This is a genomic window from Magnetovibrio sp., assembly GCF_036568125.1.
Classification (GTDB): Bacteria; Pseudomonadota; Alphaproteobacteria; order Rhodospirillales; family Magnetovibrionaceae; genus Magnetovibrio.
This window is the reverse complement of record NZ_DATCTF010000010.1, coordinates 623,454-639,202: the sequence shown is the minus strand read 5'-3', so window position 1 is coordinate 639,202 and position 15,749 is coordinate 623,454. Positions and strand designations below refer to the sequence as shown.

The 15,749-nt window shown below is 58.5% G+C and carries 15 protein-coding genes; 10 read left to right on the top strand and 5 right to left on the bottom strand.

From position 1 onward, the window contains the following. The 4 genes from nadC to VIN96_RS07745 all read left to right on the top strand — a co-directional run bounded on the left by nadC (nucleotide 1) and on the right by VIN96_RS07745 (nucleotide 3,918). Nucleotides 1-858: a carboxylating nicotinate-nucleotide diphosphorylase gene (gene nadC, locus VIN96_RS07760; protein WP_331895188.1), complete on the top strand. Its 858-nt coding sequence runs from the start codon at nucleotides 1-3 to the stop codon at nucleotides 856-858. 68 nt (nucleotides 859-926) lie between these two features. After that, nucleotides 927-2,570 carry an L-aspartate oxidase gene (gene nadB, locus VIN96_RS07755; RefSeq protein WP_331895186.1) on the top strand — a complete coding sequence of 548 codons (1,644 nt, stop codon included), beginning with the start codon at nucleotides 927-929 and terminating at the stop codon, nucleotides 2,568-2,570. Nucleotides 2,571-2,572: 2 nt separating this feature from the next. Continuing rightward, complete coding sequence (locus VIN96_RS07750; protein ID WP_331895184.1) at nucleotides 2,573-3,244, top strand: SDR family NAD(P)-dependent oxidoreductase; 672 nt, start codon at nucleotides 2,573-2,575, stop codon at nucleotides 3,242-3,244. Next, nucleotides 3,241-3,918, top strand: coding sequence for an HAD family hydrolase (locus VIN96_RS07745; protein ID WP_331895182.1), 678 nt, complete (start codon nucleotides 3,241-3,243; stop codon nucleotides 3,916-3,918). The genes VIN96_RS07750 and VIN96_RS07745 overlap by 4 nt, the downstream gene beginning before the upstream one ends. Here VIN96_RS07745 and VIN96_RS07740 read toward each other — a convergent pair. The 3 genes from VIN96_RS07740 to VIN96_RS07730 form a co-directional block, all read right to left on the bottom strand. Further along, nucleotides 3,915-5,585, bottom strand: coding sequence for a diguanylate cyclase (locus VIN96_RS07740; protein ID WP_331895180.1), 1,671 nt, complete (start codon nucleotides 5,583-5,585; stop codon nucleotides 3,915-3,917). The two genes, VIN96_RS07745 and VIN96_RS07740, sit on opposite strands and share 4 nt — an antisense overlap. Then, complete coding sequence (locus VIN96_RS07735) at nucleotides 5,578-5,970, bottom strand: response regulator (RefSeq protein WP_331895178.1); 393 nt, start codon at nucleotides 5,968-5,970, stop codon at nucleotides 5,578-5,580. The genes VIN96_RS07740 and VIN96_RS07735 overlap by 8 nt, the downstream gene beginning before the upstream one ends. Nucleotides 5,971-6,178: 208 nt before the next feature. Next, nucleotides 6,179-6,634, bottom strand: a complete 456-nt coding sequence (locus VIN96_RS07730; RefSeq protein WP_331895176.1) for a MarR family transcriptional regulator — start codon at nucleotides 6,632-6,634, stop codon at nucleotides 6,179-6,181. A gap of 155 nt (nucleotides 6,635-6,789) precedes the next feature. Here VIN96_RS07730 and VIN96_RS07725 point away from each other — a divergent pair, with 155 nt between their 5' ends. Further along, complete coding sequence (locus VIN96_RS07725) at nucleotides 6,790-8,676, top strand: hypothetical protein (protein WP_331895174.1); 1,887 nt, start codon at nucleotides 6,790-6,792, stop codon at nucleotides 8,674-8,676. A 47-nt stretch (nucleotides 8,677-8,723) separates the two neighbouring features. Here VIN96_RS07725 and VIN96_RS07720 read toward each other — a convergent pair whose 3' ends face one another. Both VIN96_RS07720 and VIN96_RS07715 read right to left on the bottom strand, forming a co-directional pair. Next, complete coding sequence (locus VIN96_RS07720) at nucleotides 8,724-8,870, bottom strand: hypothetical protein (protein ID WP_331895172.1); 147 nt, start codon at nucleotides 8,868-8,870, stop codon at nucleotides 8,724-8,726. 191 nt (nucleotides 8,871-9,061) lie between these two features. Then, nucleotides 9,062-9,403 (bottom strand): DUF6166 domain-containing protein, encoded by a 342-nt coding sequence (locus VIN96_RS07715; RefSeq protein ID WP_331895171.1) that lies wholly within the window; start codon nucleotides 9,401-9,403, stop codon nucleotides 9,062-9,064. 353 nt (nucleotides 9,404-9,756) lie between these two features. Here VIN96_RS07715 and cpaB point away from each other — a divergent pair, with 353 nt between their 5' ends. The 5 genes from cpaB to VIN96_RS07690 all read left to right on the top strand — a co-directional run bounded on the left by cpaB (nucleotide 9,757) and on the right by VIN96_RS07690 (nucleotide 15,740). Beyond that, on the top strand, nucleotides 9,757-10,803 hold the full coding sequence (gene cpaB / locus VIN96_RS07710; protein WP_331895170.1) for a Flp pilus assembly protein CpaB: 1,047 nt from the start codon (nucleotides 9,757-9,759) through the stop codon (nucleotides 10,801-10,803). An 8-nt stretch (nucleotides 10,804-10,811) separates the two neighbouring features. After that, the gene (locus VIN96_RS07705) at nucleotides 10,812-12,248 is read left to right on the top strand and encodes a type II and III secretion system protein family protein (RefSeq protein ID WP_331895168.1); all 1,437 of its coding nucleotides are present in this window, start codon (nucleotides 10,812-10,814) and stop codon (nucleotides 12,246-12,248) included. Between the two features lie 6 nt (nucleotides 12,249-12,254). After that, nucleotides 12,255-12,899 (top strand): CpaD family pilus assembly lipoprotein, encoded by a 645-nt coding sequence (locus VIN96_RS07700; RefSeq protein ID WP_331895167.1) that lies wholly within the window; start codon nucleotides 12,255-12,257, stop codon nucleotides 12,897-12,899. A 58-nt stretch (nucleotides 12,900-12,957) separates the two neighbouring features. Continuing rightward, on the top strand, nucleotides 12,958-14,154 hold the full coding sequence (locus tag VIN96_RS07695; RefSeq protein WP_331895165.1) for an AAA family ATPase: 1,197 nt from the start codon (nucleotides 12,958-12,960) through the stop codon (nucleotides 14,152-14,154). Between the two features lie 71 nt (nucleotides 14,155-14,225). Beyond that, a complete protein-coding gene (locus VIN96_RS07690; RefSeq protein WP_331895163.1) occupies nucleotides 14,226-15,740 on the top strand; it encodes a CpaF family protein in 1,515 nt (504 codons plus the stop codon). The last annotated feature ends 9 nt before the right edge of the window (nucleotides 15,741-15,749 follow it).

Sequence of the window (15,749 nt, the reverse complement as noted above, 5' to 3'; positions counted from 1 at the left end):
ATGAACCCGACCTGTCCTGAAGGCGTCAGCGCCGCTGTCGTCGAACGCTTGATCCGTGACGCCCTGGCCGAAGACCTCGGCACCGGTGGTGACATCACCTCAGCCTCCACCATCCCCGCCGACCTGCGCTTTCACGGCGTCATGGCCGCGCGCCACGACATGGTGGTCGCCGGGTTGGGGCTGGCGGGCTTGGTGTTCAAGACCGTCGATCCCAGAATCGAATGGCGCAGCGACGTGCAGGACGGCGATACGGTCAAAGCCGGCGACGTGCTCGCCCGCGTGTCCGGCCCCGGCCGCGCGTTGTTGACGGCGGAGCGCACCGCGCTGAATTTGTTGCAGCACCTCAGCGGCATCGCCACCTTGGGCCGAACCTACGTCGACGCCGTCGCGGGCACCGGCGCGACCATTTTGGACACCCGCAAGACCTTGCCGGGGTATCGCGAACTGGCCAAATACGCCGCGCGCATGGGCGGTGTGACCAACCACCGCATGCGCCTGGACGACGCGGTGCTGATCAAGGACAACCACATCGCGGTCGCGGGCTCCATCACCGCCGCCATCCAAGGGGCGAAGGATGCCGGGCACAGCCCCATCGAGGTCGAATGCGACACTCTGGAACAGGTGCACGAAGCCTTGAGCGTCGGCGTGGACGCGATCTTGCTCGACAACATGAGCAACGAGCAACTGCGCGAGGCCGTCGCCATCATCGGCGGCCAAGCCCGCACCGAAGCGTCGGGCGGCGTAACCTTGGAAACCGTGCGTTCGATCGCCGAAACCGGGGTCGACAGCATCTCCATCGGGCGCATCACCCAATCCGCCCCGGCGGTCGATATCGGTCTGGACTGGACGACGGATTAGGCTACGGACTGGCGTTCTGTAGCTTAACACCTTATAACCTAGTCCAAATCCATTACGAGGTGACGTCCGTGAGTCCGCAAAACCAATTCGACGTGCTGGTTGTCGGCAGTGGCGCTTCGGGGCTGAATTTGGCCTTGGAGCTTGCGGCGTTCGCGCGCGTCGCGGTGATCACCAAGTCCGAACTGCACGAAAGCAACACCTACTACGCCCAAGGCGGCATCGCCGCGGTGCTGGACGAGCACGACAGCGTGCAGTCGCACATCGCCGACACCTTGAATGCCGGCGCGGGCCTGTGCGACGAGGACGTGGTCCGTTTCATCGTCGAACATGGCCGCGAGGCAATTGAAAAACTGGCCGGTTACGGGGTCGAATTCACCACCCAGACAGACGCGTCGGGCAACGCCGAATACCACCTGACGCGCGAAGGCGGGCACAGCCATCGCCGCGTGGTGCACGCCGCCGACGCCACCGGACAAGCCATCGAAACGACCCTGGAGGACCGCATCCGCGAAGCCCAAAACGTCACCGTATTCGAACATCACAACGCAGTCGATTTATGGTGCGACCGCGACGCCCAAGGGCGTTCCAAGCGCGTCACCGGTCTGCACGCGCTGAACACCCAAACGGGCGAAGTGCGGGCCTTTTCCGCGCCGTTCGTGGTGCTGGCGACCGGCGGGGTGAGCAAGGTCTATCTCTATACCTCAAACCCCGACATCTGCACCGGCGACGGCATCGCCATGGCGTGGCGCGCGGGGTGCCGGGTGGCGAACATGGAATTCACCCAGTTCCATCCGACCTGCCTGTTCCATCCCCAAGCCAAGTCGTTTTTGGTGTCCGAAGCGGTGCGCGGCGAAGGCGGCTTGCTCAAGCGTCCCGACGGCACCCGGTTCATGGACGATTTCGATCCGCGCGGCGAACTGGCCCCACGTGACATCGTGGCGCGCGCCATTGACCATGAAATGAAGCGCCTGGGCGCGGATTGCATGTATCTGGACATCAGCCACAAGGGCCAGGCCTTCATCGAGGAACACTTCCCGATGATCTACGCCAACACCAAAAAATACGGTTTCGACATGGCCAAGGAACCGCTGCCGGTGGTGCCCGCCGCGCACTACACCTGCGGCGGCGTGATGGTCGACATGCACGGGCGCACCGACGTGAAGGGCTTGTACGCCATCGGCGAGGTCACCTACACCGGGCTGCACGGCGCCAACCGCATGGCCAGCAACTCGCTTTTGGAATGCCTGGTCTATTCCACCGCCGCCGCCGAAGACATCCGCGCGCGCCTGCACCGTGCCAAGCTCGAAGCCGAGACCTTGCCGCCGCAGACCCCGCCGTGGGACGAAAGCAACGTCACCGGATCCGACGAACAGGTGGTGATTTCGCACAACTGGGAAGAACTGCGCCGTTTCATGTGGGATTACGTCGGCATCGTGCGCACCGACAAACGCTTGGCCCGCGCGCGCACCCGCATCGACATGCTACAGGCGGAAATCGTCGAATATTACGGCAACACCCATGTCACCAGCGATTTGCTGGAACTGCGTAACTTGGCGGTGTGCGCCGAGCTGATCATCCGTTCCGCCCAGGCGCGCAAGGAAAGCCGCGGCTTGCACTTCACCTTGGATTACCCGGATCTGGACGACAGCCATACGCCGACCCCGACCACCTTGATGCCGAAACGCTTTCCGGCGACGAACGAGGCATCGTAACCATGCGCGGTCCCCTCTCAAATAAAACCGCCCTGGTCACCGGTGCGGCAGGCGGGATCGGCTTGATGGCGGCTCGCGCCTTGGCCCAGACCGGATGCAGCTTGCATATGGTCGGTCAGAAGTTCATGCCCATCGAACAAGCCGCCAGCGACATTCGCAGCGATTTCGGCGTCAACGCCGAAGCCCACACCGGCAACCTTGCCATCTCGGTCGATGCCGAAGCCATCGCCATGGCCTGCGCCGACGCGGAAATCTACATCAACTGCACCGGCAACCTGCCCAGCGGCGCACTGGAAGACATCGAAGACGAAGCCTGGCGCAAAAGTTGGGAAGCGGCGGTGTTCGCGCCGCTCAACATGGTGCGCGAAATGATCGGCCACATGACCGACGAAGGCCGCGGCCTGATCGTATTGGTCATCGACGCCCCGGCAAAAACCGTGTCCGACGACATCTGCGCCAGCGCATCCGGTGCGGTGTTGAAAACCATCGTCGAAGGCCTTAGCCAGGACCTGGCCCAGGGGGTGCGCATTCTGGGCCTTTGCACCGAGCGCAACATCGACGCCAACCGGCTATCCGAAGCCATCACCCGCCTCGCCATCGATCCCGGTCGCTTTGCCACCGGCTCGCTGATCACCGCCCAAGACGCAATCACGGACGACGAAGACAACGCATGACCACCTATCCCGAACCCAAAGCCTTTCCCATTGGCGCACAGTTCACCGACGGCGTGTGGACCCAGGCGTTGAGCGCCCGCGCCGCGACCGAGAACCGCCCGGCGCTGTTTCTCGACCGCGACGGCGTTGTAGTCGAAGAAGCCCATTACCTGCACAATGTCGAAGATGTGCAGCTGACGCCAAACGCCGCGAAAACCATCAAGACGGCCAACGACCGTAACATTCCGGTGATTTTGGTGACCAACCAAGCCGGTGTGGGTTACGGCTACTTCGGCTGGGACGACTTCGTCGCCGTGCAGGAACGGATTTTGAGCGACTTGGCGCAAGACGGCGCGCGTGTGGACGGCGTGTTCGCGTGCCCCTTTCACGCCAAAGCCAAAAGCGTTTACATCCATGACGACCACCCGGCGCGCAAACCCAATCCCGGCATGCTGCTGCTTGCCAAAGACATCTTGGGCGTCGATTTGCAAAAATCATGGATTGTCGGCGACCGTTCGCTCGACGTCATGGCGGGCAAGAATGCCGGACTAAGCGGCGCGGTTCACGTGCTGACCGGCCACGGCACCAAAGAGGGAGAACGCGAGGCCGCTCTGGCTGTCGCAGACGACACCTTCACCGTCACCCCCGCCACCAACTTGGGCGAGGCGCGTGCACTGATTCCGATTTTGGCTTAGTCGGCTTTCACAACCTGATTGCGCCCGCCGTGCTTCGCGGCATAAAGCGCCTTATCCGCCGCATCCGACAGCGACGTGGCGGTGTTATGGTCCGCAAACGAGGCAACACCGCAACTGATGGTGACGTTGAACTGCGTGCCATCCGTATGAAAAACGATCTCTGAAAACGCCTTGCGGATTTGATCGAAAACGCGCGCTGCCTCTTCTAGGCCGCTTTCAGGCAAGATCGCCGCGAATTCCTCGCCACCCATGCGGCCGATCACGTCCGCACTGCGCAGACGCTGACGCAGCATGCGGGCCAAGGACTTGATCACCCGATCGCCCACCGCATGGCCATAAGTATCGTTGACGTTTTTGAAATGATCGATGTCGAGCGACGCCAACGCCAATTCCGCACCGCTGCGCCGAACGCGGGCGATTTCGGTGTCCAGCATCTGTTTGGTGGTGGTGTGATTGAATAGGCCCGTCATGCTGTCGCGCACCATGAACGAGCGCAATTGGCGAAATCGTCCGGCGCGAATGCGCACCGACGATATCAAATGCGAGGCCTTGATCGGCTTGGTGAGGAAATCGTCGCCGCCCATCTCCATCGCCGACAACTGCTTGGTTTTATCGGCTTCACCGGACAAAAACACGATCGGAATGCCCGCATACTCTTCGCGTTGACGAATGACGGCTGCGATATCTTGACCGTCACAGCCGGGCATATAAAGGTCCAGCAAAATCAACTCTGGCGAAAAATCATCCAAAATCTCGAAAATTTTTTGCGGGTCGGTGGTCTTTTGCGCGTCCATGCCTGCGCCTTGCAACACCAACTCGGTATGTGTCGCCAGGCTTTCATCGTCGTCGACGACCAACACGCGAAACGGCTCGTCCTCGTGGCGCATGGTGACGTGGTCCAAAATATCGACGAGATCCGCCATGTCGATGGGCTTGATCAAGTAAGCCTTAACCCCCACACGAACCGCACCAAGTCTTGCCGACATGGTGTCCACGGTGGTGTGCACAACGACAGGCGTCGCTTTGTAATCGGCTTGTTGGCGCAGCTCGGCCAGCACCTTGAGCGCCGCCTCGTCATCGCCGTCGAAGGCCAGCCCGGTCACGATCACATCGACGGCGCCGTTGCTGCGCAAATCGTCAAGCAGTTTTGCCGGGTGATCGATAATCCGCGCATCGAAACCGAAGTGGTCCATCTCGAGCAGTATCTGCATCGCGGTAGGACCGTCGTACTCCATGATGAACAAAACTTTTTGACGCGAGCTGTTGTGTAAATCGGGAATTTCCGGGCGATAGGACGCAGGTTTTGGATCCACATCCTGTTGCTCGTCTTCCTGGGCCGATTGACGCAGTTGTTCGCACAAAACGTTTAACTTTGCGATCAGTTCAACAGAAACCGGAAGCCCCTGTTCCAACGTCTTCACACACATCTGTTCAATCTTGCGCGCATAGTGCGTCACACCGGGAAAGCCGAACGTCGCCCCCGATCCCGCCAGCTTATGCGCGCCATCGCGCAACTTCTTGAGGCGATCATTGTGCGCGTTGTCCTCAGTGCGTTTCAAATCATCAACATGAACCTGTAATTCATCGACGCGGTCGGCAATTTTCAAAGCGTATTGGGCCCGCAGTTCGGCGAGTTTTTCTTCCATGGTCGCAGGTTCATTAGCCATGGCATTCGCTCCAGATCGTCTGGATGCGGGCAGCCAGCGTCATCGGATCGAACGGTTTTGAGATAACATCAACCGCCCCGAGCTGTTTGTAGCGCTCAACATCCGACGGCATCACCTTGGCGGTCATAAACACCGCAGGCGTGCTCTGTAGGTGTTCGATGGTGCGCAAGTTGGCCAGCGTCGTCGGCCCATCCATGTCCGGCATCATGACGTCGAGCAATATAATATCCGGTTCGAAATCGGCAGCTTTGTCAATGGCCTCCTGGCCAGAACTGCACACTGAAAGTGTCAAACCGCCAACCGTTTCCAGGGCCATTTGAGCCACGACTTGAATGTCGAGATCATCTTCGACATAGAGAATTTTGTTGAGCTTGCCGTTACTCATACCCGTCCCTAACGGTCCCGCCACAAATAAAAAAATCCGCTCTCATCTATCATACGACAATATCAGAGATTTTACAGTTTTGTCCAAATGCGAATATCTCCCGCATTCTGTTAAACAGATTGTGCGAGAGCTCATCGCGTTCAAGTTTCTAGTTATTTATTTTTGCTGATGAATTTATTGAATCGGCGACCGGCGACGCCGTCAGTCCTCAATCTCCGCCATAACGAATGTAATCGGCCCATGTGCGCTCGATTTTCCGCAGACATTCCCCGGCCTGGATCATGTCTTCCGATTGCAACCCCGACTTTTCTACCGCGTCGGCGTTGGCGTCTTCCAATTTGCGCACGTTTTCCACAACCTCCAGAGCTTTGGCGGTCAGCCGCACCGTGACGGAACGGCGATCGTGCTGAGAACGTTCTTGTTCCAAATAGCCCATGTCGGTGAGCTTTTTGATGTTGTAGGACACGTTGGAGCCCTGATAGTAGCCCCGTTCGATCAAATCGCGGATGGCGATTTCCTCGCTGCCGATATTCGACAGCAGCAGCGCCTGAACCGCGTTCAGTTCCTTCACCCCCATGCGCCCCAACTCGGCACGCAGTACATCCAAGAAGCGCCGATGCAAGCGCTCGATCAAGCGGGTCAATTCCAAATAGTCTTTTTTCACGTCTCGGGCGCCCCTTACGTCGGTCGTTTCACAAAAGTATGTAGTGGGCCCTTCCCTGCTGATTTTTCAGCTTTGAGCTTAAGTCTATAGTCGTCCTGTCTCGACGCAACCAAATCCGGCTTCAAGTGAGCCTTATTTTCGGCCATGCTCACCACATGCACACATCGATTCCCGCCCCGACCTTCTCCAAAACCACGACCCGGCTGGTTCTCGGCGGTACGGGTCTGTTCGCTTTGGCGATCATTGCGCTGCGCGTTTACGTCGGCAGCGACGTCGATCCGCTGATGGGGGAATGGTTTGTCGGCCCAGATTCTTACATGCGCATGGTGCGGGTGTGGGACTGGCTGCAAGCCATGTCGTCGGGCGGCTCGTGGTACGACACCGTGTCCGCGCGCTCCAACTGGCCGGACGGCGAAGTTTTGCACTGGACCCGGCCGCTCGATGTGGCGCTGGTTACACTGGCTGCTCCGATGTGGCCGTTCATCGGCCTCCACAAGGCTTTGTTTTACGCCGGTGTGATCGTCAGCCCGGTGATGGCAATGGTGTCGATGTGGGTATTGATGCGCGGCACCCGCGATCTTCTGGACCTGCGTGGACAAGCCATGTTGCTGGTGTTGTTCGCCTTCCAGCCCATCACGCGGGCTTACTTCCTGGCCGCACGACCGGATCATCATGCCCTGATTTTGCTGGCGTTTTGCATGGTGCTGGCGTTGCTGCTGCGTTACGCCTTCGATCCCGATACGCGCCGCAATGCCCCTGCGTGGGCCGGCGTGGCGGTGGCGTTCGGCATGTGGGTGAGCGTCGAATCGCTGACCACCGAGCTGTTCGCCCTCGCCGCATTGGGCTTGGCTTGGCTGATCACCGGCGATGTACGCTGGCTGCAAGGTTTGCGCCGCTTCGCCGTCGCCGGTGCACTGGCGCTGGCGGCGATGCTGGCCGTCGAGCGCCCGCCTGGAGAATGGCTCGGCAGCGAAGAGTACGACCGCCTGAGCAGCGTTCAGGTGGTGCTGTTCGCCCTGATCGCGCTGGGTATAGAATTCATGTGGCGTCGCCGCGTAGGTCTGGGATGGACCAACCGCATCGCCCACGCAGCCCTGGCCGCGTTGGGCGCAGGTATATTGATGGCGGCGCTGTTTCCCGATTTTTTCAAAGGCCCGTTTGGCGCGGCGATGGACCCGCGCCTGGACGCCATGTGGCTGGGCAAGATCCAAGAACTTCAGCCGTTGATAGGCGCCGATTGGCAATCCGCCGTCGGTGCGGCGCAGGTGCTCAGCCCCGTGATATGGCTGGCGGTGTGGGCGGTGCTGCGCCAACGCGAGCGCCGCACCGGCACACCGTTCGATGAAACCATGCTGATTTTGGTGGTGGCTGGGCTTTTGTATCTGCCGCTGAGTATGTTCCAACTGCGTTGGGGGGCTTATTTCGGCGTCACCGTGAGCATCGCCTGGGCGGCGTTGTTCCAACGTCTGGTGGACTGGCGCGGCGGACCGTTGGTCGGCCCCGCCCCCGGCACGCCGATCTTGCGGGTTCCGGCGGTGATCGGTTTGGTGGTCGCGCACTTGGCGCTCAGCGCCGCGATTTCGCTGGCCGCCCCGGATGACGTGAAAGACGAGCCCAAGGCCTGTAAATGGCGCGATCTCGCCCCGGTGCTGAACAGCGAAGCGTTCAGCGGCGGCAGGCCTTTGGTGCTGCTCAGCCATATCCATCAAGGGCCGGAGATTCTCTATCGCACCTATCTCAGCGGTCACCGGGTGATCGGCACCCCCTACCATCGCAACACCGACGGCATTCTTGATGCCTACACCGCGTTGACCACAACCGATGAAGCCGAAGCCCACGCCATCATGACGCGGCGTAACGTCGATTATGTGGTGTTGTGCGTCGATTCGGCAGAGGAAAAACACGTTTTGAAGGTCGAAGGCGACACCCTGGTGCGCAAAATCGTTACCCAAAGCGCGCCCAGGTGGCTCGAAAAAGTGTCCTTGGCGGACGGTTTGGATGACGCCTTTCGCATCTATCGCGTTTTGCTGTCCGGACCATGATCGCCCCCGACACGCAGAGTGAAGATTTGGCTGGGGGCGAACGCGGCTCACATATGCCTCAGGGCCGACTTCAAGGTCTTGGCGAACATGATCGAAAGCGTCACTGCGCCGAAAGACGCGATATAAGGATCGCCGTAAGGAAGCGGCGAAAACAAATGTGCCCACATTGCCCAGATGGCCATAAAGGTGTTCATGACACGCGACCTTTTCTCAAATGCACATCGCCCAAGAACGATCAGGGATGGCGACGGCTGCTTTAACGTTGAGATCAAAATAGCGCGTTGAGAGACATGTTTCAGTGATAGGCGTCACAGAATTTAAGTTAAATTTTTAGATAAATTAATCGATGCAATTATCTGATTATTATTAATATTTTTATATTTTTCTAAACACCTCTCACCTTATTGAGCAACTCTTCAAGGGTCATATTGACCTCCACCACGCCTTGCAGCGACATCTCGATCTGGTCACCTTCCAACACCCACACATCGGTCCTCAACCGCGCGATGGTGTTTTCGCAAAACGACCGATAATTGCCCAGGGCACGGCGGTCCCCGACCTCATGAGCGAGGATATCCAAAGCCAATTGATACGGCCCGCTTCCGACATAGCCCCACTCATATCCGTCGCTGGACAGTGCGCGCAGATCCAGGCGCGGCTGCAGCGGAACGTCGTCAACAGTGACGCTGATCACTTCCGTGGTGCGAATACCTTTGTACGTTGTCACAGTTTCTTGCTCCGTCCCGATGGGTATATGATATGACTTTAACGGCAATTTTACGATGCCCTGGGATCATAAACCGGTGTTTGAACGTTGTCTTGAAAATGGTCTGACCAGGAAGTTGCAGTTGTGTGGGTGTTCGCGGTGTTATACTCTGAAAGAAAAAGAACTTTTGGCGTTTGCGCTCATCAAAACAGCAGCTTGGCTTACACAGGCGGTGGTGCTGATCATGAGGGGGTCTATTTGTACGCTTCACAGGTAAGTCCATATTGGGAACGTCCGGCTTCGAATGTGCGCGGTCTTGCGCGTTCGGTCGGTGTTTGCCACGTCGCCTCTAATTGCGAGGACCAGGTTACGTCATGAGAATAGTCATCATCGGCCTCGTGTTCGCCGCAATTATCTTGGCGGGTGGAACGGCCTACCTCCTCAATACCTATTTGTCCTCGCAAGAGGCCGAGATCGCTTCGAAGGCGCCGAAAGCGCCAACCACTCAGGTCTTGGTCGCCAAGGCCGACTTGCCCACGGGGACCGTGGTCAACGACAGCAACACCCAATGGGTGCCGTGGCCGGAAGACGCCGTGCAGGAAGCCTATCTGGTCAAAACCCGCGACAGCAACCCGATGAGCGAAATCATCAAGGACAAGCATGTCACGCGGCGCGCCATCAGCAAGGGCGATCCGATCACCATGGTGAAACTCTACAAGGCCGACAACGCGGGCTTCATGCGCGGTTCCTTGCGCCCGGGGATGCGCGCCATAGCGGTCAAAGCCAGCGCCGACAGCGCATCCGGTGGTTTCATCCTGCCCGGCGACAACGTCGACGTCATGCTGACCCACAACCTGCTGCGCCGCGCGATGGAACGCACCGGTTCGACCAGCGACGACTTCGTCGCGCTGGAATACACCAGTGAAACCATCATGGAAAACCTGCGTGTCCTGGCCATCGACCAAAACGTTAGCGAATTCCAGGGCGGTGCCGTGCTGGGCAAAACGGTGTTGTTGGAAGTGACACCCAAGCAAGCGGAAAAACTCAACACCGCCAAGGTCATGGGTACTCTTTATCTGGTGCTGCGCTCGGCCGAAACCGGCGAAACGGAACATGTCACCAGCTTCACCACCGACGTTGAAGTCAGCCCGCTGCTGAGCAGCTTCAAATCCTTCATGTCGGGCACCGACCCCCGCCTTGACGGGAATCTCGGCGCTACCGCGGACGAAATGGCGGACGGCGGCGGAAAACCAATCCCGGTTGCAAAGTCCCCAGCACCCGAGGTGAAGCCCGCTCCGGCTCCCCAGCCCAGGGCCGCGCCAAAGCCCAAAGCCAAACGCGACATCACCATTTACCGCGGCGCCGGCACGCCTGCGCAAGCCGTGGCCCTACCCAGTGACGCAGGGGACATTATCCAATGACAGCGAGCATGACCAAATTTCTCATCGCCTCCAGTGTGCTGTGCGTCTTTGCGTCTTCCACCATGGCGCAACAGGTTCCCGGACGAAACGCGACCATTAGCGAACCGCTGCCAACGGTCGCCGTTAGCCAAGAACCGATCGCAGCGCGCACCAAGGCCGAGTGGCTGATGAGCGAAGACGCCGAACTGGTGCGTGTACCGCTGAGCAAAGTTGTGTCGGTGCGTTTGCCCGGCGAAGTGCGTAACGTGGTGGTTGCCAATCCCGACGTCGCCGACATCATCCTTCCCCAGGATGGTGCGCGAACCCACGTCTACATCCTGGCCCGCGCGGTGGGGTCGACTTCGGTGATTTTCGAAGACATCGACGGCAACATCCTGTTCCAAGGCGATGTTCAAGTCGATGTCGATGTATCGGGCATCCAGGCTGCACTCAAAGAAGTCATGGGCGATGAAAAGATCGTAATTTCATCGCAGCGCAACGGCGTGTTCCTCAAGGGCTTCGTGCGCGATGCCGGAACGTCTGCGCAAGCGGTCAACATCGCGCGACGCTTCGTGCCCGACAACCTGGACATCGTCAACAACCTGGAAATTCTCGGCAGCCGCCAAGTGATCATGCAGGTGCGCGTTTCGGAAATGAAGCGCTCTGCGACCAAGTACCTTGGCATCAACACTAATTATTCATTCGACTTAGGGCATGGGTCTGGAAGCATCCAAGGTACATCACCAATTCCTACAGATGTCACAGCCTTCGCTACGGGCTCAATTTTGCCCGCAGTTACAGGTTTTGGAAGCATAACTTATCGTGCTCTGGAACAAAATGGCTATGCAAAAACCTTGGCTGAACCGACGTTGACAGCTATTTCCGGTGAAACCGCTTCGTTCCTCGCGGGCGGTTCATTCCCGATGCCCACTGCCATCGACAATAATGGCACCGTGACGTATGAACAGCAGCCCTATGGCGTGCGCCTGAACTTTACCCCAACCGTAATGAGCAACGGACAGATTAGCCTGCACCTCGCCACTGAAATTTCAGACCGAGATGCTTCCGTAGCTGTGGGTGGTTTCGATGGCTTAACGGTAAAACGCACAGAAACGATCATTGATTTACCATCTGGTGGCTCGATGATGATTTCCGGACTGATTCAAAACGATGCCAGCAATACAATTGATGGAGTTCCGGGCCTAAAAGACATTCCCATCCTCGGCGCGCTATTCCGTAGTGAGGCGTTCAAAAACGAAGAGACTGAATTGATCATTACTGTGACCGCTTATTTAGCCGAACCGGTCGGCCATGACGCACGTCTCTCTATGCCTACAGATGGTTTTATCTCCTCGAGCGATTTAGATCTTTATCTACTTGGTCATCTGCACAAGCAGTACGCCAAGACCGAGCTTCCGCCCTACGCCACCCCACTGGCTGGCCCTTACGGCTACATCATGGAGTAAGTGGTCATGAGCAACTTTTTTACATCCCCTATCAGCCGTCTCGTGCTTGCCGGTTTTGTCGCCGCCGCCCTTTCCGGTTGCGCAGACCAACCCAAGCCTGAAGGTCACGATTTCCGCCAAAACCACAAGGTACAAGTCACCAATGAGCAGGTGTCGATTTCCATCGCCCTGCCACAAAGCGGCACGGAACTCAGCCCCGCTGATGCTTCCCGCTTCAAACGCTTTTTGCGCGATTATGTGCAACGCGGCCGCACGGCAGTGACGGTCGAAACGGTCCAGCCGACGGTGGCGCGCGATGTGCTGCTGAGTCTCGGTTTGCGCGACAACGAGATTTTCCTTGCTCCGGCAGCAACCGTGAAAGCACCCAACGCCCTTCTGAGTTTCACCGCTAACAAAGCCATATCGCCCGAATGCGGCGATTGGAGCAGTTCGCCGTCGCTCATATGGGACAACAAACCGCACAGCAATTTCGGCTGCTCGATACAACGCAACACCAGCAAAATGGTTGCCGATCCAGGCGACTTCATACAAGCGAAACCTACCGCTGGGGGCAGCGCTAGCCGTACCGACGCTGATATATTTACCCATCAATCCGGTGCGCCGAAAACACGCCTTTTGGATGGCAGCGGTGCTGCGATTACGGGTCAATGACGATGAATATTTTCAGCCGCAACCACGGCCGCAAAGAACATGACTTAGGGAGGTCCTCTTGATTCTCAGAATCAACATTGGCGCATTCGTGTTGACGGATGCCGTGCGCGACGCGGTCAGCGCCCTGAACGAGGACCGGCTGTTTTTGCGTTCAACCGTCGCCGTGCAAGAAGGCGGCATGGCTGCGGCGCTCGATTACCTGTCGCAACGTTCCACGCCGGAACTGCTGGTGGTCGAAACCACCGCCATGGACGAAGAGCTGTTCAACGAGTTGAACGCCTTGGCCGAGGTATGCCAACCCGGCACCAAGGTCATCATCATCGGCGCGGAAAACGACATCAACCTGTTCAAAACCCTGATCGACCAAGGCATCAGCCAGTACTTCCTGGAAACGGTCACGGCCGAAGAATTGAAAACCGCCATCGTCGACGCCTTCGCCGATAAAACCCTCAACGCCAAAAGCCGCACCATCGCCTTTGCCGGCTTGCGCGGCGGAGTCGGCAGCTCGGTGCTGGCGCACAACGTCGCGTCTGAACTGGCGCGGCTCTACGACGAAGACGTCATCATCGTCGACCTGGACATTCCCTACGGCACCGCGGCGCTGAGCTACAACCTGCAACCGTCGCAAACCATCGCTGACGCCATTGCGCAAGCGGGTTCCTTGGACGAAACGATGCTGATGCGCTACCTGGAAACGGGCGGCAAGAACGTTTCGTTGCTGTGCGCGCCGGGCAACCTGAACAGCGGCATCGAAATCACCCCCAATGCGCTTGAAGCGGTGCTCAACATCGTCAAGCAGATGGCCAGCTATGTGATCCTCGACGTGCCGCATATGTGGAACGCCTGGGTGCAAGACGTCGTCGTCGACGCCGACGACACCGTCATCGTTGGCGCACCGGATCTGTACAATCTGCGTGACGGCAAGAACGTGTTCGAGTTCCTTTCGCCCAATCGCGGCATGGAAGCCCCCACCCGCCTCGTGTTGAACAAGGTCGGTGAGCTTAGAAAAGGCGAGCTGACCGAGAAAGAGTTCAAGGAAGTGCTCGGCACCAAACCGTCCTTGAGCATCCCGTTCGATTCAGACGCTTTCGCCGGCGCCATGAACAACGGCGAGATGCTGCGCAAGGTTGCACCGAAATCAAAGGCGACCCAAGAGGTCGAAACCTTGGCGAAGATGGTCAGCGGCAAAGAGAGCCTCAGCAAATTGACGAAAAAAAGCGGTGGCGGACTTTTGGGTTCTCTCTTCAAGAAATGAGCCTAATGGGCTTAAAATAATATCTTCGCCTCGCTCTGAGGCTCACGACAAAGCGGATATTTACAACGGATATGTTTGGACGACGCGGAACAGCAGGACCAGGATCAACACCACCGAAGCCTTTTGGCGGCGGTGCAGCCAAGACCACACCCACCACACCGCCTGCTTCTCCGGCCCCTGCAGCCCCGGCCGCGGAACCGCCAAAGGCGGACAAACCAGCCGCCGCAGCCAAGCCCGCCCCAAAGCCTGCAGCCAAGCCCGCCCCTCAGCCGGACCCCACGGCCAAGTCGAACGCGCCGCTCAGCGCCGAGGCGAAGCAAAAGCTGGACGAAGTAAAAGTCAACGTCTTCAATGACCTGATGGAAGCCGTCGACCTCGGTGAATTGAGCTCTCTGACACCTGAGCAGGTCCGCGAAGAAATCAACGACATGGTCAGCGAAATCATCTCCATGCGGGGATTGGTGCTGTCCATCCAAGAGCAGCAAACCGTCATTCAGGACATCTGCAACGACATTCTCGGCCTCGGCCCCCTGGAGCCGTTGCTGGTGCGCGACGACATCGCCGACTTGATGGTCAACGGTCCCAACGTCACCTACATCGAAGTCAACGGCAAGATGGAGATGACGGACGTTAAATTCCGCGATCAGGCGCAGTTGATGAACATCTGCCAACGCATCGTGTCCGCCGTGGGCCGTCGCGTCGACGAAGCCAGCCCCATTTGCGACGCCCGTTTGGCCGACGGTTCGCGTGTCAACGTCATTGCCCCGCCACTGGCGATCGACGGCACCGCGCTGACCATTCGTAAGTTCAAGAAGGACAAGCTGACGCTGGAAGACCTGCTCAAGTTCGGCTCTATCACGCCGGAACTGAAAACGGTGCTCGAAGTCATTTCGGCGATCCGCTTGAACACCCTGATTTCCGGCGGCACGGGTTCGGGCAAAACCACCTTGCTCAACTGTATGACCGGCCACATCGACAGCGCCGAACGCATCATCACGTGCGAGGATTCGGCCGAACTGCAACTGCAACAGCCGCACGTGGTGCGCCTGGAAACCCGCCCCCCCAACTTGGAAGGCAAAGGCGAAATTTCCATGCGCGATCTGGTTAAGAACTGCCTGCGCATGCGCCCTGAACGCATCATCGTCGGCGAAGTTCGTGGGCCCGAGGCCTTTGACTTGCTGCAAGCGATGAACACCGGCCACGACGGCTCCATGGGCACGGTTCACGCCAACAACCCGCGCGAAGCCATCAGCCGTATCGAAAACATGATCATGATGGGCGGCTATAACCTGCCGTCGAAAGCCATGCGCGAACAGATCTCCGGCGCAGTGCACATCATCGTTCAGGCCGCCCGCTTGCGCGACGGTTCGCGCAAAATCACCCATCTGACAGAAGTGGTCGGCATGGAAGGCGATGTCGTCACGCTGCAAGACATCTGCGTCTACGAGATCGAGGGTGAAGACGCCAACGGCAAGTTGGTCGGGCGGCATAAGTTCACGGGCATGCGTCCTTCGTTTTGGGATAAAGCCCGTTACTATGGGCTCGAAGCGAAGCTCGCCGACGCCATGCAGTTCACGATGAACTAAGGGATGGAC

What these genes read in the sequence shown, in the direction of transcription:
- nadC (WP_331895188.1), top strand. Translation starts at nt 1, where the DNA reads ATGAACCCGACCTGTCCTGAAGGCGTCAGCGCCGCTGTCGTCGAACGC.
- VIN96_RS07750 (WP_331895184.1), top strand. Translation starts at nt 2,573, where the DNA reads ATGCGCGGTCCCCTCTCAAATAAAACCGCCCTGGTCACCGGTGCGGCA.
- VIN96_RS07745 (WP_331895182.1), top strand. Translation starts at nt 3,241, where the DNA reads ATGACCACCTATCCCGAACCCAAAGCCTTTCCCATTGGCGCACAGTTC.
- VIN96_RS07740 (WP_331895180.1), bottom strand. Translation starts at nt 5,585, where the DNA reads ATGGCTAATGAACCTGCGACCATGGAAGAAAAACTCGCCGAACTGCGG.
- VIN96_RS07735 (WP_331895178.1), bottom strand. Translation starts at nt 5,970, where the DNA reads ATGAGTAACGGCAAGCTCAACAAAATTCTCTATGTCGAAGATGATCTC.
- VIN96_RS07725 (WP_331895174.1), top strand. Translation starts at nt 6,790, where the DNA reads ATGCACACATCGATTCCCGCCCCGACCTTCTCCAAAACCACGACCCGG.
- VIN96_RS07720 (WP_331895172.1), bottom strand. Translation starts at nt 8,870, where the DNA reads ATGAACACCTTTATGGCCATCTGGGCAATGTGGGCACATTTGTTTTCG.
- cpaB (WP_331895170.1), top strand. Translation starts at nt 9,757, where the DNA reads ATGAGAATAGTCATCATCGGCCTCGTGTTCGCCGCAATTATCTTGGCG.
- VIN96_RS07705 (WP_331895168.1), top strand. Translation starts at nt 10,812, where the DNA reads ATGACCAAATTTCTCATCGCCTCCAGTGTGCTGTGCGTCTTTGCGTCT.
- VIN96_RS07700 (WP_331895167.1), top strand. Translation starts at nt 12,255, where the DNA reads ATGAGCAACTTTTTTACATCCCCTATCAGCCGTCTCGTGCTTGCCGGT.
- VIN96_RS07690 (WP_331895163.1), top strand. Translation starts at nt 14,226, where the DNA reads ATGTTTGGACGACGCGGAACAGCAGGACCAGGATCAACACCACCGAAG.